This is a genomic window from Janthinobacterium sp. BJB401 (assembly GCF_013372745.1).
GTDB classification, from domain to species: Bacteria; Pseudomonadota; Gammaproteobacteria; order Burkholderiales; family Burkholderiaceae_D; genus Janthinobacterium; species Janthinobacterium rivuli.
Genome location: NZ_JABXFH010000039.1, coordinates 1 through 15,624, shown reverse-complemented (window position 1 = coordinate 15,624; position 15,624 = coordinate 1). Strand labels below are relative to the sequence as shown.

The following is a 15,624-nucleotide window of genomic DNA, read 5'->3' as shown; positions in this document are numbered from 1 at the left end:
TCTATATAGTGGGGGGAACTACAGCGTGCAATCGTGCGCCGGTTTGCCGGCAATAAAACGGGTGCTGGCCTGTTCAAAGCAGGCGGGCGCCGTCCACAACAGGAAATGCGGGGCCTTGTGCACGGTGGACAGGGCCACCTTGCCGGCCTTGCTCTGCGTCAAAGCCTGCACTTGCGCCTGCGCGCCCGCGTACGGCGTCTTCGGGTCCAGAGTTCCTTGCAGCACCAGGGTCGGCGGCATTTTCGCCGGCAAGGCGCCGAAATAGGCGTCGCGCGGGTAGGTGGGCAAGCCGCCGCCCAGCAGGATGCGGGGCAGGGGACTGGTAAACAGCAAATCGGCCTCGTCACGGTCGATGTCGGCGGCCGTCCAGCCGGGGCGCAACGATGGCTGCAGATTGTTTTCCGAATTGCTGATGATGCTGACCAGCGGAATCGACAGCGGAGACTGGGGATAGCTGCCCAGGCTGGCCGCCGCCTGCGTCAAGGTGGCGCGCACGGACGCCAGTTCCGTCTCGCCGCCCTGGTCCAGCTCGCGCAGCAGATACGGGATGCGGGCGCGGGCGTTTGGTACGTCGAGCATGCCGCCCAGGAAGTTTTTCAGGTTCTTGCCGGGGATCTTCGCCAGCAGGGCGGGGGCCGCTTGCGCCTTGTCCAGCACGCGGCGGTACAGCGTTTCAGCCGGCTCGCCCAGTGCGGCATGGCAAGCCGCATCCGCGTCGCATTCGGCCAGCACCTGCATGCCGACGGTGTTGACCACGTGCGAACGCTGGCTCAAATCCCAGCGCGCATCCGTTTGCGGCGGCACCAGCGAGTCGAAGATGACGCCCTTGACGGGCAGCGGTCCCAGCTGCAATGCCCGCAAGACCAGCTGCGTGCCATACGACACACTATATACATAGGCGGGCGGCTGTCTGCCTTTAGCCTTGCGTTCGCCTTCGATCAGGGCTTGCAAGTCGTGCGCCGCCATCGTGATGGAAAACTGGCCCGCGTATTCCGGTACAAGGTTGAGACCGGCAAAGCAGCTGCCCCATTCAGCGCCAGCCAGCGCGCGGCCGCCGGGGCTTTGTTCCGACTCTTCCAGCTTGCACAAGCGCGACGAATGGCCCGTGCCGCGGTGGTCGGGGATGAGGAATTCAAAGCCGGGAAAGCTGCGGCGCAAGGTCGGCAGCAAGCGGTAGAACGAGGCGCCCGATTCGCCGGGACCGCCCGCCACCAGCCACAGGGTGCCCTTGGCGGGTTTGCCAGCAGGTACATCGGCGGCAAACTTGCGCACGAAGACGTGCATGGCGTCCGTATCGCCCACGGCGCGGCCCTGGTCATCGTAGCTGCCGGGCACGTTCAAGCCCGAGCACAGGCTGCCGGGGGCGGCCGTATCGGAGCAGGGGGTGAAGAACATCGGTTCGGCATGCAAGGATGCGCTGGAAAGCAGTACAGCCAGCAGGGTCAGGCGGGGCAGTAAGGTCATCGGCTACTTTGGCGGCTGTGGGGAATAGCTGCCAAAGTAGCGTTTTTTACACCAATTGTCCAGATGGAAAGTTTTCCACGTGGATTTATTTGGCCTTGCTGCCACGCAACAGCCTGAGACCGTTCGCCACCACCAGCAGGCTGGCGCCCACGTCGGCGAACACGGCCATCCACAAGGTTGCCATGCTGGCCAGGGCCAGGCCGAAGAACACGGCCTTGATGCCGATGGCAAAGCTGATGTTTTGCACGAGGATGTTGCGCGTGCGCTGGCTCAGGCTGATGAATTCAGGCAATTTGCCCAGTTCATCATCCATCAGGGCCACGTCCGCCGTTTCGATGGCCGTGTCGCTGCCGGCCGCGCCCATGGCAAAGCCGATGTCGGCCTGCGCCAGGGCCGGGGCGTCGTTGACGCCATCGCCAAGCATGGCCACCACGCCGAATTGCTGCTGCAAGGCCTTGATTTCATCGAGCTTGTTTTCCGGCAGCAACTCCGCCTTGACCAGGCTGACACCGACTTCATCGCCGATGCGCTGCGCCGTCAGCACATTGTCGCCCGTCAGCATCACGGTGGTAACGCCCAGCGCATTCAGTCTGGCGATGGCGGACGCCGCCGTCGGGCGCAGCACGTCGGCCACGGCGATCACGCCCAGCGCACCGGCCGAGGTGGCCAATACCATGGCCGTGTACGCCTGCTGCTCCAGCCGCACCAGGATGGCTTGCAGTGCCGGCGTCAAGACCTTCAATTCCGTCATCAGGCGGGCATTGCCCAGGTAATACGTCTGGCCATCGATACTGCCTTGCACGCCGCGTCCATGCAGGGCGGTAAACTGGGTCACGGGCAAGTGGCTGCCGGCGGGCGGACCGGCCTTGACGATGGCGGCGGCCAGGGGGTGGGCGGAGTTCGCGTCCAAACTGGCGGCCAGCAGCAGGATAGTGTCGCGGTTGCCGCCCTCGAGCGCCACCACGTCCGTGACGGCTGGTTTGCCCATGGTCAAGGTGCCCGTCTTGTCGACGGCGATGGCCTTGATACGATAACCGGTCTCCAGGAATTGCCCGCCTTTCACCAGGATGCCGCGCCGCGCCGCCGCCGTCAGGCCGCTGACGACGGTGACCGGGGTGGAAATGACGAGCGCGCACGGGCAGGCGATCACCAGCATCACCAGGGCCTTGTAGATCCAGTCCATGAAGGGCGCGCCGAAAAGCAGGGGCGGCAGCACGGCCACGAGGATGGCGAAGACGACGACGGCCGGCGTGTAGTAGCGGGCGAAATTGTCGACAAAGCGCTGCGTGGGCGCCTGTTTTCCTTGTGTTTCCTCGATCACCTTGACGATTTTCGCCAGGGTGCTGTTGCCGCTGTTGGCCGTCACCGTGACGTCGAGCAAGCCCCGTTCATTGATGGTGCCCGCATACACGACGTCGCCCACGGCCTTGTCTACCGGCATGCTTTCACCGGTGATCGGCGCCTGGTTGACGGACGACTCGCCGCTTTGCACGATGCCGTCAAGGGCGATGCGCTCGCCCGGCTTGACGCGCATCAGGGTGCCGATGGCCACCGTGGCGACGGGCACTGGCTGCCAGGCGCCGCTGGCGTCGGCGACCGTTGCCGTGTCGGGCGCCAGCTGCATCAGGCTGTGCACGGCATTGCGCGCCCGGTTCAGCGACAAGCCTTCGATCAGCTCGGCAATGGCGAACAGGAAGATGACCATGGCCGCTTCCGGCCACTGGCCGATGGCGACGGCGCCGAAAACTGCCAGACTCATCAGGAAATTGATGTTCAGCGTGAACGTTTTCAGGGCGATCCAGCCCTTTTTCAGGGTCGGCCAGCCGCCCGTGGCAATCGACAGCAGGGCCAGGGCGATGACAAGGGGCGAACTGTCTTCATGCGTGGTCCAGGCCAGCGCTTCGGCGGCCGCGGCAGCCAGGCCGGAGACGACCAGCAAGCCTTTTTGCAGAGTGCTCAGGCTGCCTTCGTTCGGGTCGCGCGCAACGGCGGCGTCCGCTGCCAAGGGGATCGCTTCCATGCCGATGCCGTGCAGGGCCGCTTCCACCGTGGCCAGTGTAGGCAGCGTGTGGTGCACGTCGAGCACCCGGTTCATCAGGTTGAAATCGAGGCCCACGACGCCAGCCATATTGCCCAGCTTGTTGCGGATCAGCCGTTCTTCCGTGGGGCAATCCATGTTGGCGATACGGTATTTGGCCGTGTTCGCGCCGGCGATGGCTGCGCTGGGCAGGGCCGGTGCGGATGCGTCGGCAGGCGTGGACGAGCACGCATGCTGGCTGGAGCAGCAGCTGGCCGCCTTGGGTGCATGGTCATGCTTGTGCCCATGGTCGTGCTTATGGTCATGCTTGTGCGCGTGGTCGTGGTCGTGCGTATGGGTATGGCTATCGTGTGGCATCGCATTCGTCCTTCCGGTTTCGTGTATGCTTCCATTAGAAAGCCTGTAGCCGCTACAGGGTCAAGCAGAATTTGCATGAAAGAATGAAAAGGGGATGCCATGCGTATCGGAGAACTGGCCAAACGGACAGATTGTGACGTGGAAACCGTGCGTTACTATGAAAAGGCGGGTTTGCTGCAGGAACCGGGGCGCAATAGCGCCGGCTACCGCGAGTACCGCGAAGAACACCAGGAACGGCTGCAATTCATCCGCCATTGCCGCTCGCTGCAGATCGGTTTGACGGATATCCGCGCCTTGCTGGAATTTAAGAACAACCCGGCCGAAGGCTGCCACAGCGTCAATGAATTGCTCGACCACCATATCTTGCGCATTGCCGAACAAATGGCGAATTTACAAATATTGCAGCAGCAACTGGTAACCTTGCGCCACCAATGCGACCAGCCGCAGCCGTCGCAAGATTGCGCCATCCTGCAGAACCTGTCGGAAGCGGCCAGCGGCCACGATTGCGCCTGCCATACCGAACTGCATTGAACGATTGCTGCATGCTGAAACTGAAACCTGGAAGCACTTTACTGGCCTTATCCCTGCTGTCGCCGCTGAGCCATGCCGCCGATGCGCCCGCCGCAGCCAGCCACTACCTGACCCTGTACGCCGCGCCCGGCGTGCCGCAAGACGATGACCCGTATACCTGGAGCACGGTTGGCGGCAAGCAACTGAGCAAAGGCGTGACCACGGCGGACGGCCGCGCCTATGTCAAGGGGGAAGACGGCGAAGAAAACTATATTTTGAAAACCGTCAGCATGCGCTGGCAACTGAAGGTCCCGGCGCAATGCTGGCAGGGCGCCCCAGATGCCTTCCAGCAATGCATGCAACTGGCCAAAACCACGAGCCGCCATGATGAAGAGCAGGATGCGCGCAAGCTGGCGGAGCAGCAGAAAGAAGCCAAGATGCAGGCCCGGATCGCCGCCTATGCGGTGCAAGCGCGGGCCAACGACGATGCGCTGGGCTGGCTGGGCCGGCTGCCTTCGAGCTGGACGATAGAGAGCTATGGTAAGCGCCTGCTGGCCATCGGCGACAAGGTTGCCGCGCAGATTGGCAACGCGCTCAAGGATGGCGGGCCCGATGCACGCCAGTTCGTCTGCCGCGCACCCGATGACTACGGCCCCGTGCCGGACCAGGCCTTTGTCGACGCCTGGACAGGCGCGCCGCGCGCCGTGCGCAGCGTACGCTCCGGCCCCGCCTGGGATGGGCTGGTGGCGGCCGGTGAAAAGGGCAACTGGATGGCCCGTCTGGAACTGTATTACGCCTTGTCCAGCGTGAATGTCAGCGAATTGAGCCTGCTGGAACAGTACCGCATCGTGCAATTGATGGAATGGCTGCACAAGAAGCAGATCGGCGGACTGTATGGTTACTTCAGCGCCAGTATGCCTGAGGCGCCCGGCAATTCCCGCAGCGCCACCTGGCGTTTGCAGGACCAGGCCTCGCTGTATGCGGCCATGCTGGACAGTTATGACGATCAGAACAGCCGGGGCAAGGTCTTGCAGACGGATCAGGACGCCGCCCTGGCCGCGGCGGGCAGGAAAATGCTGGCCTGTGCCAGGGCCGCCTTGCCGGACCGGCGCTAACGCGGCAGCAAAGGCGGGCCGCCATCACCGAGGCGGAAGGCGTCGACCACGCGCAATAAATCATGCGCCTGGTCCTGCATGCTTTGCGCGGCGGCGGCCGATTGCTCGACGAGGGCGGCATTGCGCTGGGTCAATTCATCCATTTCCGTGATGGCATTGTTGACTTCCTCGATGCCCTTGCTCTGGCGCTGGCTGGCCGCCGTGATGTCGTTCATGATTTCCGTCACCTGCTGGACGGAGGCAACGATATCGCCCATGGTGCGCCCGGCGCTGTCGGCCAGCTCGCTGCCGGTTTCTATACGGGCCACGGAATCCTCGATCAGCTGCTTGATTTCGCGCGCCGCCGTGGCCGAGCGCTGCGCCAGGCCCCGCACTTCGGTGGCGACGACGGCAAAGCCGCGCCCCTGTTCGCCCGCGCGCGCCGCTTCCACGGCCGCGTTCAAGGCGAGGATATTCGTCTGGAACGCGATGCCGTCGATGACGGCGATGATATCGACGATGCGTCCTGAACTGGCCTTGATCGAACCCATCGTCTCGACCACCTGGCCCACCACGCGGCCGCCTTCCAGCGCCACGTTCGACGTCGACAACACCATCTGGTTGGCCTGGTGCGCGTGGCTGGCATTCTCGCGCACGGTATCGGTCAGGGCGTGCATGGACGTTGCCGTTTCTTGCAAGGAATGAGCCTGCGATTCCGTGCGGGCCGACAAGTCCGCATTGCCGAGCGCGATTTCACTCGCTTCCACCGTGATGGTGGAGCCCGCCTGGCGTATCTCGCCCAATAAAGTGTTCCAGTTTTTCAGCACGGTGGCCAGCGCACGCGACAGCTTGCCCACTTCATCGTCGCCCTGCGCCTCGATGCGCGTGGTCAGGTCGCCGGCGGCCAGCGATTCGGCGGCGCGGCAGGCATCATCGATGGGCCGCACCACGGAGCGCGCCACCCAGGTGGCGATCAGGGCCAGCAGAGCGAAGCCGACGGCCATGGTGCCCAGCGACAGCCAGCCGGCGCGTTGGCCCGCATTTTTTGTTTCCTGCAAGGCGACAACGGTACGGTGGTCCAGGTTGAGCAGCACCTGGCGCAGCTGTCCGCGCACTTGCTGGTAGTGTCCGGCGGCATTTTGCATCGCCGCCACGCCCGTATTCGGGTCCATGGACGCCAGGTCCAGCGCTTGCGCCACGCTGGCACGGTAGCGCTCGATGCCGGGCAGCGCCTGACCCGCTTCCGTGGCGGCGCCCGAGAATTTCTGCAATTCCTTCAAGCCTTGCGCGATGGCGTTCAGCTGGCCATCCGTTTGCGCGCCGAATTGCTTGAACTGTTCCTCCGACAGGCTGGCGGCGATGGCGATCTTCGCATACACGTCGGCGTGCACCTGGCCCAGGGCAATGGCTTGCTGGTTGGCAAGCCGCTCGGCCGTCAGGGTCACGTCTTTCAGTTCGCGCATGCGCTGCTCGTTCTGCTGCATGGCGAAGTAGGACAAGGCCCCCATGGCCAGCAGGCAAGCCAGCGCGACCACCGGGACGATCAACATCTTCTGTGCGATTTTCATCGGAACCCATATCGTCAAGAGAGCGGAAAACCATCCCGGCGCTGGCGGCGCGGCGGCTGGCTACAGGTAGATGCCGCCGCAGACGACGGTCTCGGCCAGCTTTTCGCAGTACATCGCCTTCGGTTCGATCTTCTTGGTTTCCGGATTCGTGAATTTGTATTCCTGCCAGAACGTACCCTTGCTCTTGGCCAAGTCGACTCGTTCCTTGACGAAAGCCTTGCCATCGATATCCTTCAGCTCGATCAAGTTCTTGCCCACCATTTTCTGGTTGGCGCCATGCGCGGCGACCGTGCCGTCAAGTTTGTAGACGACCAGGTACAGGTCGTGCAGGATGAATTGCGGCGACTTGGCCGTGATCTCGCCATACGCCTTGGCGTCGCCGGCGCTCTTGATGTAGGCCACGCCTTTCTTGACCATGGCTTCCGCGTCGGCGCGCGTGGCGCCGCCTTCGGCAGCGCTGGCAATACACGGCAGAGTAGCGGCGGCAAGCATGAGCGACAGGCACATGGCAGGGGCGAACTTGGGCATGAGAATCTCCTTCACATTGCGGCAGAGGGACGCCGGTGGGGAACCGGCGCGGTGAGGCGGCGCCTATCGGAATGCCGACGGTGCATGGTAGCGCGATGCCAGCGAAGATGCGCTGGTGCAACAGATATTTTTTCAGACGGGCGTTTTTGCAACGTTGCGTGCACGATGCAGCAATCGATATGTCATAGGGGGAAGGAGGGCGCAGGCTATCGTGTCGATAGTGTGGCGCCAGTGCCGCGCTACCAGCTGGCCGGGTCTTCCGCCGCCGCGCGCGCCAGATCGTCGCGCCAGTCTTGCCGCAACAGACGGTGGATATCGGCAAAGAAGGCGCGCGGGTCGTCCATCTCGTCCCACAAGGCGGGCAGGGCGTATGTGCTTTCGGGGTCGTGTTCGAGGATGGCCTGGAAATCGTAGGCAGGGTCTTGCAAGGCCTGCGCCAGCACGGCCACCAGCGCGTGGCGGTGGCGGTAGCTGAGCTCCTTGTATCGCGAGGTGATGTCGCGCCGTATCAGGGCCGCGCGCTGGGCTGGATCGTTCATGTCCCAGGTGTCGAGCTCCACGCCCAGGGTGTGTTCGCGGTCATACACATCGAAAGGGCCGAGGAAATGGTACAAGGTGGGAACGTAGAGAGTGTCGCTCCAGGGGCCACGCAACCCCTTTTGTTTTACTTCTTGCATGAAGGTTCCCCGTTCACGCGCATTCTGGCAAGGTCCAGCCTTCGTAACCCAGGTCGGTCGGGTAGATGGCGCGGTTCTGGTTCTGGCCCCAGCGAGCATGGTCGAGGATGCCGTCTTCATGCATGTCCAGCACCCATTCCGTGCTTTCCAGCAAAGTGCCATCCTTGTGGTACACGCGGAAGAAAGTGGAGGTGCTCAGCGCGCGCACGATGTTCTGCGGCACGCCGTTGCCGTAATGCGGTACATAGGTCTTGATCACGCACGTGCCCTGGTCGTTCCACTGCTGTGCATAGACGGTGGCATTGCGCGCCGCGCTTACCTTGATGAAGAGCCAGCCTGCCAGCAGGAAGATGAGCAGGAAGGCGGCGGCGATCAGGCCGGTTTTCTTGAGTAGCTGCATGAGGTCATGGCATGGCCGAAAACGAAGTTGCGGCATTGTATGTCAAGAGCCGAAATACTTGCTGTACAGCACGTACGGCAAGCATGTCCCCGCTAATTGCCGTCAACTTGGCTATTTGCCCACCGCCGCATGCAAGGTATTCGCCATGTCCAGGTGATGTTGCAACGCTGGCAAGGTTTTCGCGGCAAAAGCCTTGATCTCGGGATCGCTCGCCTTCTGGCTGGCATCCGTAAACAGTTTCACGGCGTCCTTGTGCGCCGCCACGCCGATGCTTGCCGCATATTCCTTGTCGAACTGCTGGCCTTCCAGGCGGCTCAGCTTGTCAATCTGCGCCTGGTGTTTCTTGCCGGGCTGGTCGCTGACCTCGATCTGCTTGCTGCTGGCCAGCTGTTTCAGCTCGTCAGCCACTTTCGTGTGGTCCGCGACCATGGCATCGGCGAATGCCTTTACTTGCGCATTGCTGCTTTTGCTTTGCGCCACTTTGCTGGCGGCAATTTCCGTACTGCCCGCATCGGCAGCCTTGCTGAGGAATTGCTTGTCGTACGCGCCCGGCGCGGCAGCGGCGATGCTGTTGATGGCGATGCCGCTCAACAGCGCCACGGCGGCGCCGATGGCTACGCTTTTCAGGGAGGGGGTACGGGAACTGGTGGTAGAGATAGGCATAAGAACTCCTTTCGTGTATGGCGCAGAAAATCGAACGACATTCGCGGTCATGCCGTCAAATCGTGCGTGATTTTTTTACAAGCTGATTGGAATGTTAATCCAGCCAATCACACACACCCATAGGACAGGAACGATCTTCTCTGTAGGATTGATCCTGTTCGCCGGAGAAGGTTCGAAGAGGTCGGTCGTCAGATTGCTCCGACAGCAAATTTAAGAGGAGTCTGATATGCAGGGCGAATCACTATGCCTAGTATTGGATTGTTGATTCTTAATTGTCATGGGGAAAGTAATATGCGTTACTTAAAAATTCTGTCGTTTGGCACGTGCGGTGGCCTGATCGCATGGGCAATGACTTCTTCATCGAGCTTCAATGGCTGGAATCTGCTATCGAGTGTGATCATTTTTAATGCGATTGCATTCGCCGCTTCCTTGACTGCGCAACGACGTAAAAAATCCCATTGATAGCGATTCGTGAAAAGGCGGTCTGCAAACCGATGCTGTTCAGCTAATACTGAACAGCATTTTATTTTGCCAGTCTTGAGGTCGCTGTCGAGCAGCCCACAGGACTAGTCCTGTTCGTTAGCGCACAATTCGACTTGTTTCAGGGTAAACAAAGCGGCGATGCCGGCATCGCGGCGCCAGGCGGGCATGCCGATATCGAGCCATTCCGCCATCGCGTCCAGGTGCGATGGCTCCGAGACGCTGTGTTCGAGTTCGTCGAGTACCGTGTCGCGGTCGATGTACAGGCTGTCCAGCCAGGCGTCGAACGAGGGCGCCAGTTCCATCAGGCCGTGGGCGCGCTTGCCCGTCCAGTCCGGCAATTCCTGCACATAGGCCAGCACGCGGCCGCCGCCTTCCTCGGTCAGGTCCAGGTAGACCATGGAATTGCCGCCATCGCGGGCGAACGGCAGGATGCGCGCCGGCATGTCCGTATGCTTGCGCGCGGCGCGAATCTCTCCCACCAAGGTTTCATCGCAGAAATCGCCTTCGTCGGCGCTGAAGAAGGTATTGAAGCCCATTTTTTCTACGCCGCCATTACCGTCCGGCACATCGCTGGTGTAATCAAAATAAGCGCCGTTGGCCACTTGCAAGAACGCCAGGAAGGCGGGCGGCAACGGTGCTTCCAGCAAGGCTTCGATGGCGGCGATCTGCTGCGCCGTGGGGGCAGGCTTGGCGCCCTCGATAGCCAGGTGGCGGTAGCGCGTGTAATGGTTGCTCATTGATTCTCCTTGTATTTATTCTTGTCTACGCGCACTGGCGCCGCATCGGTGCAGCCCGTCTCCACCTTGGCCAGCGCATCGACGAGGCCGGCGCGCAGCACGGCCATCGAGCGGGCCTTGTCGTCGATCTGGGCAATTTTCGTTTCCAGCATAGCTCGTTTGGTCTGCGCATCGAGCGCATTTTCCTGCCAGACGGCAATGACTTCGGCAATTTCCTTCAAGGTAAAACCCAGCGCCTTGGCGTGACCGATCAGCTCGATGCGCCGCAAGGCCTGCGCCGAGTACTCTTTATAGTTGTTCGTCAGGCCCGGCTGCGGCGCTTCGTCCAGCAGCCCCTGGCGCTCGTAAAAGCGCACGGTGTCCTTGCTGACGCCCGTCAGGCGGGTGATTTCTCCGATGCGCATCGTTTTTTGACTTTCTTTGCATTCCACGCTTGACCGTGGACTAAAGTCGACAGTTTACAGTGAATTTCCCTTCACTACGATTCCATTGCCATGACCGCTTTCAATTTCACCAACCAGACCGTGCTGATCACGGGCGCCTCGTCCGGCATCGGCCGCGTGTTTGCGGAAACCCTGGCCGCGCGCGGCGCCCATTTGCTGTTGCTGGCCCGTTCCGGCGCCGTGCTCGACAATTTGGCCAAAGAACTTTCGCAGCGCCATGGCATCCGCGCGCATGCGCTGGTGGCCGACCTGAGCCAGCCCGGCGCTGCGGCACAAGCCCATGCGCAAGCCTGGTCGATGGGCATGGCGCCCGATGTACTGATCAATAATGCGGGCTTCGCCACGCACGGCCGCTTCGAAAGCATCGATCTCGCGCGCCAGACGGCCGAAGTGACCGTCAATTGCACGGCGCTCATGGAAATGACGCACTGCGTCTTGCCGCACATGCTGACAAAAGGACGGGGCGCCATCATCAACGTGGCGTCCACGGCGGCCCTGCAGCCCGATCCCTACATGGCCGTATATGGCGCCAGCAAGGCTTTCGTGCTGTCGTTCTCGGAAGCCCTGTGGGCGGAAAACCGCAGCCGCGGCGTGCGCGTGCTGGCCCTGTGCCCGGGCGCAACCGAGACGGCCTTCTTCGACGTGGTGGCCGCGCCCGAAGCGGCCGTGGGCAAGCGCATGGATCCGCAAGCCGTCGTCGATGAAGCGCTGCGGGCGCTGGACCGGGGCCGCAGCAGCCATGTGGCGGGCCGGCCCAACCGGCTGCTGGCCTGGCTGCCGCGCTTGCTGCCGCGCCAGACCGTGCTGGGCATCGTGGAAGGCATGCTCAAGCCGAAGGCGGCCTAGGCATCAAAACGCCATGGTGGCGAACATGGCCAGCACGGCCGTCGCCATGACGACGGTCGACAGCCAGCCCAGCGCCCGCAGGCGGCGTGAGATGGTCAATGTGCCCATGATGGCGGGGCGCGACGCCATCACCATCATCAGAGCCATGATGGGCACGGAAATGACGCCATTGATGACGGCGCTCCAGTACAGGGCCTTGATGGGGTCGAGCGGCGAAAAGCACAGGGCCGCGCCGATCACCGTGGCCGTGACGATGATGCCGTAGAACTTCTTGGCTGCCCTGGGCGCCAGTTCCAGGCTGTTTTTCCAGTGAAAGGCGCCGGCCATGGCGTAGGCGGCCGAGCCGGCCAGCACGGGAATGGCCAGCAAGCCTGTGCCGATGATGCCCAGGCTGAACAGGGCAAAGGCGAACTCGCCAGCGATGGGGCGCAGGGCGGAGGCGGCCTGGGCCGACGTGTCGATATGCGTGATGCCTTGCGCGCCCAGGGTCACGGCCGTCGTCAGCATGATGAAAAACGCCACCAGGTTGGAGAAGCCCATGCCGATGGCCGTGTCCATCTTGATGCGCTGGAATTGCCGCGGCGCCTGCTCCGGCGCGCGGCGCAAGGCTTGCGCGCCAGCATCGGCCTGCAAGTCTTCCACTTCCTGTGATGCCTGCCAGAAAAATAAATAGGGACTGATCGTGGTGCCGAACACGGCCACGATCATGGTGACCGAGGCGGCAGACCAGGTGAACTGGGGCCACACCGTGCGCAGCGCCACCTCGCGCCACGGAATGTGGATCGTCAGCACGGTGGCCACATAGGCCAGCAAGCCCAGGGTCAGCCATTTCAGGATGCGCACGTATTGTTGATACGGAATGAACACTTGCAGCAGCAGGGACAGCAGACCGAAGCCGACGGCGTACAAATGCGTGGGGCCGCCGATGATCAGGGTCAAGGCATCGCCCATGGCGGCCACGTCGGCGGCGATATTGATGACATTAGCCAGCAGCAGCAAGCCGACGATGGCGTACAGCAAGGATTTCGGATAATGGCGGCGAATATTCGTCGCCAGCCCATGCCCGCTGACCCGGCCAATCTTGGCGCTGATGACCTGGATGCCTAGCATCAGGGGGAACGTCAGGCACACGGTCCACAGCATGCCAAAACCGAACTGGGCGCCGGCCTGCGAATACGTGGCGATGCCGCTGGGGTCGTCGTCGGCCGCACCCGTGATCAGGCCGGGCCCCAGCTTGCCCAGCCAAGTGTCGGAAGGGGCTGCCGGCTGGCGGGCTGTATCTGCGCGGCCGCTGTCGGTGGGCATGCGTGGCTCCTGTGTGGTGGAGCCAGCAGCGTATCACAGGAGGGTGGGGTGTTTTACAGATAAATCACAGCGCCGCCATGATGCGCTCGCGCAGCCAGCGGTGCGCCGGATCCAGGTGCATGCGCTCGTGCCACACCATGGCCATCTTGTAGTCGGGCAGGCTGACGGGCGGTTCCCACGTGCGCAGACCGCCCAGCGCATTTTTCAGCAGGCGCGACGGCAGTAGGGCCACCATGTCGGACGCCGCCAGCAAGGGTGGGACGATCAGAAAGTGCGGCACGGACAGCACCACCTTGCGCGTTCGTCCCAACAGTTCCAGCGCCGTATCGACATTGCTGCGGAAACCGCCGCCGTTGGGTGAGACAACGATGAATTCCAGCGCGCAAAATTGATCGAGGCTCGGCTGTGCCTGCAGCAACGGGTGCTCGTGGCGGCCCGCCAGCACGTAATGTTCGGTAAACAGGGTGCGGTGGCGTAAACCAGGCGGCGCTTCTTCCCGGGCCAAAAAGCCCAGGTCGACCTGGCCGCTTTCCAGGTCGTGCGCCATGCGTGCGGGCACCGCTTCGAACACGGCCATGCGCGACAACGGCGCCTGCGCGCGCAGAGCCGGCAGCATGGGCAGCAAAATCGCGTATTCGGTGGCATCGGCCGCCGCCAGGTTCCAGCACACCTCGGCCGTGGCCGGTTCAAACGCCGATTCCGGCTGCAAGACTTGCTCCAGCTGTGCCAGCACGGCTTGCAAGGGCGCGAACAGGGCCAGCGCCCGCGCCGTAGGCAGCATGCCGCGCGGACCGGGCAGCAGCAGCGGATCGTCGAAAGCGGCGCGCAACTTGCCCAGCTGCACGCTGACGGAAGGCTGGCTCAGGTGCAGCCGCGCTGCCGCCCGCGTGACGTTGCGTTCAATCAGCAAGGCATTCAGGGTCAGCAGCAGATTCAAGTCCAGCTTGTGTAAATTGTTCATGACTATACCTTGTATATCAACTATTCATTTCCACTATGATAGCGCAAGCCCTACAGTAGTTCCTGTGATATCCACTCTTCATCCATTACAGGAATAAACTGATGCAACTCCATGAATATGCTAGCTTTGATGGGTTGGGACTGGCCCAGCTAATGCGCGACGGCGCCGTTTCCGCCGCCGAATTGCACGACGCCGCCATGCGCGCCTGCGCCACCGTCAACCCGCACATCAACGCCGTGGTCGAAGTGTGGCCGGCGGATCTGTCCGCCATCGACCACGCGGCGCCGTTCGCCGGCGTGCCATTCCTGATCAAGGATGTGGCCGTCACCATGGCGGGCCGGCGCAGCGAAGCGGGCAGCCGGCTGGGCGCCGGCCATGTTGCCACACTCGACTCCCACCTGATGACGCAGTTTCGCGCAGCTGGCTTGGCTACCTTTGGCCGCACCAGCACGCCGGAAATGGCGTTTGCCACCACCACGGAACCCGAGCTCTACGGTGCTACGCGCAATCCCTGGAACCTGAACTTGAGCGCGGGCGGCTCCAGCGGCGGCGCGGCGGCGGCCGTGGCGGCCGGCATCGTGCCGCTGGCCCATGCGACGGACGCGGCCGGGTCCATCCGCGTGCCTGCCGCGTCGACGGGGCTGTTCGGCCTGAAGCCGAGCCGGGGCAGGGTCTCGAACGGCCCCGCCATGGACGAGATCTTCAGCGGCCTGGGCGTGCAGCTGGGCGTGAGTCGCACGGTGCGCGACAGCGCCGCCTTGCTCGACTGCGTGCAGGGCGTGCTGCCGGGCGAGCCGTATGTGACGAGTCCGCCCGGCCACAGCTGGCTGTCGCAGGTGAGCGTGGCGCCAGGCAAGCTGCGCATCGCCGTGCAGCGCGCCGCCTGCAACGGCGCCCAGCCCGTGCCAGCCATCGATGCCGCGCTGGACACGACCGTGCGCCTGCTGGAAAGTCTGGGCCACCATGTGGAAAAAGTGGCGCCCGCGCTGGGCGTGTCGTGGGAAGCCTTCGTGCACGCGAACGCCAGCATCTGGTGCGCCAATCTGGTGCCGTGGATAGCCGCCCTGGCGCAGGAAAGCGGGCGCGCCGTGTCGCTCGACACCCTGGAAGCGGCGACCCTGGCCTGCTACCGCCATGGCAAAACGGTGTCGGCAATCGATTTCGTGGCGGCCCTCGACGTGCGCAACATGGTCACGCGCCAGGCCGGCGCCTTGTTCGGCCAGTACGACGTGCTGCTGACGCCCACCTTGCCGGACTTGCCGTGGCAACTGGGGCGCTATGGTGAAAAGGAGGAACAGCTTGACGGCCTGGGCTGGACGGCGCGCCTGTTCGAGCATTCGCCGTACACGCCGCTGGCCAACGTGGCGGGATTGCCGGCCATGTCCGTGCCACTCGCCATGTCGGATGACGGTTTGCCGATCGGCATGCAGTTCATGGCTGGCTATGCGAACGATGGGATCTTGCTGCGCCTGGCTGGGCAGCTGGAGCGGGCGGCGCCGTGGGGACAACGGCGGCCGCCCGTGTGGGCGGGCAAGGTGTAAGCATGCCAT

The 15,624-nt window shown here is 63.1% G+C and carries 15 protein-coding genes; 4 read left to right on the top strand and 11 right to left on the bottom strand.

Going from position 1 to position 15,624, the window contains the following annotated elements; genetic code table 11:
* Positions 1-18 precede the first annotated feature (18 nt).
* Both HWE17_RS21320 and HWE17_RS21315 read right to left on the bottom strand, forming a co-directional pair.
* Positions 19-1,464 carry an alpha/beta fold hydrolase gene (locus HWE17_RS21320; RefSeq protein WP_176390142.1) on the bottom strand — a complete coding sequence of 482 codons (1,446 nt, stop codon included), beginning with the start codon at positions 1,462-1,464 and terminating at the stop codon, positions 19-21.
* Positions 1,465-1,549: 85 nt separating this feature from the next.
* Positions 1,550-3,859 (bottom strand): heavy metal translocating P-type ATPase, encoded by a 2,310-nt coding sequence (locus tag HWE17_RS21315; protein ID WP_176390141.1) that lies wholly within the window; start codon positions 3,857-3,859, stop codon positions 1,550-1,552.
* 99 nt (positions 3,860-3,958) lie between these two features.
* Between HWE17_RS21315 and cadR the strand changes: the two genes are divergently transcribed.
* Both cadR and HWE17_RS21305 read left to right on the top strand, forming a co-directional pair.
* On the top strand, positions 3,959-4,390 hold the full coding sequence (cadR, locus tag HWE17_RS21310) for a Cd(II)/Pb(II)-responsive transcriptional regulator (protein WP_035818887.1): 432 nt from the start codon (positions 3,959-3,961) through the stop codon (positions 4,388-4,390).
* 11 nt (positions 4,391-4,401) lie between these two features.
* The gene (locus HWE17_RS21305; protein ID WP_176390140.1) at positions 4,402-5,484 is read left to right on the top strand and encodes a hypothetical protein; all 1,083 of its coding nucleotides are present in this window, start codon (positions 4,402-4,404) and stop codon (positions 5,482-5,484) included.
* Here HWE17_RS21305 and HWE17_RS21300 read toward each other — a convergent pair.
* The 7 genes from HWE17_RS21300 to HWE17_RS21270 form a co-directional block, all read right to left on the bottom strand.
* A complete protein-coding gene (locus tag HWE17_RS21300) occupies positions 5,481-7,031 on the bottom strand; it encodes a methyl-accepting chemotaxis protein (RefSeq protein WP_225241299.1) in 1,551 nt (516 codons plus the stop codon). The genes HWE17_RS21305 and HWE17_RS21300 overlap by 4 nt on opposite strands.
* 60 nt (positions 7,032-7,091) lie before the next feature.
* Complete coding sequence (locus tag HWE17_RS21295) at positions 7,092-7,559, bottom strand: cache domain-containing protein (protein ID WP_341353794.1); 468 nt, start codon at positions 7,557-7,559, stop codon at positions 7,092-7,094.
* A 239-nt stretch (positions 7,560-7,798) separates the two neighbouring features.
* On the bottom strand, positions 7,799-8,236 hold the full coding sequence (locus tag HWE17_RS21290; RefSeq protein WP_176390139.1) for a hypothetical protein: 438 nt from the start codon (positions 8,234-8,236) through the stop codon (positions 7,799-7,801).
* 13 nt (positions 8,237-8,249) lie between these two features.
* Entirely contained in the window at positions 8,250-8,636 is a 387-nt protein-coding gene (locus HWE17_RS21285) for a hypothetical protein (protein ID WP_176390138.1), read from the bottom strand.
* 111 nt (positions 8,637-8,747) lie between these two features.
* The gene (locus HWE17_RS21280) at positions 8,748-9,299 is read right to left on the bottom strand and encodes a DUF4142 domain-containing protein (RefSeq protein WP_176390137.1); all 552 of its coding nucleotides are present in this window, start codon (positions 9,297-9,299) and stop codon (positions 8,748-8,750) included.
* A gap of 566 nt (positions 9,300-9,865) precedes the next feature.
* Positions 9,866-10,519, bottom strand: coding sequence for an SMI1/KNR4 family protein (locus tag HWE17_RS21275; RefSeq protein WP_176390136.1), 654 nt, complete (start codon positions 10,517-10,519; stop codon positions 9,866-9,868).
* Positions 10,516-10,923: a MerR family transcriptional regulator gene (locus tag HWE17_RS21270; protein WP_051958548.1), complete on the bottom strand. Its 408-nt coding sequence runs from the start codon at positions 10,921-10,923 to the stop codon at positions 10,516-10,518. The genes HWE17_RS21275 and HWE17_RS21270 overlap by 4 nt, the downstream gene beginning before the upstream one ends.
* Before the next feature lie 90 nt (positions 10,924-11,013).
* On the opposite strand from HWE17_RS21270, the gene HWE17_RS21265 reads away from it, so the two are divergent.
* Entirely contained in the window at positions 11,014-11,808 is a 795-nt protein-coding gene (locus HWE17_RS21265; RefSeq protein WP_099401968.1) for an SDR family oxidoreductase, read from the top strand.
* Between the two features lie 3 nt (positions 11,809-11,811).
* Here the strand turns inward: HWE17_RS21265 and HWE17_RS21260 are convergent, their stop codons facing one another.
* Entirely contained in the window at positions 11,812-13,113 is a 1,302-nt protein-coding gene (locus tag HWE17_RS21260) for an NRAMP family divalent metal transporter (protein WP_176390135.1), read from the bottom strand.
* Positions 13,114-13,177: 64 nt separating this feature from the next.
* Complete coding sequence (locus tag HWE17_RS21255) at positions 13,178-14,074, bottom strand: LysR family transcriptional regulator (RefSeq protein ID WP_176390134.1); 897 nt, start codon at positions 14,072-14,074, stop codon at positions 13,178-13,180.
* Between the two features lie 101 nt (positions 14,075-14,175).
* On the opposite strand from HWE17_RS21255, the gene HWE17_RS21250 reads away from it, so the two are divergent.
* Complete coding sequence (locus tag HWE17_RS21250) at positions 14,176-15,615, top strand: amidase (protein WP_176390133.1); 1,440 nt, start codon at positions 14,176-14,178, stop codon at positions 15,613-15,615.
* The last annotated feature ends 9 nt before the right edge of the window (positions 15,616-15,624 follow it).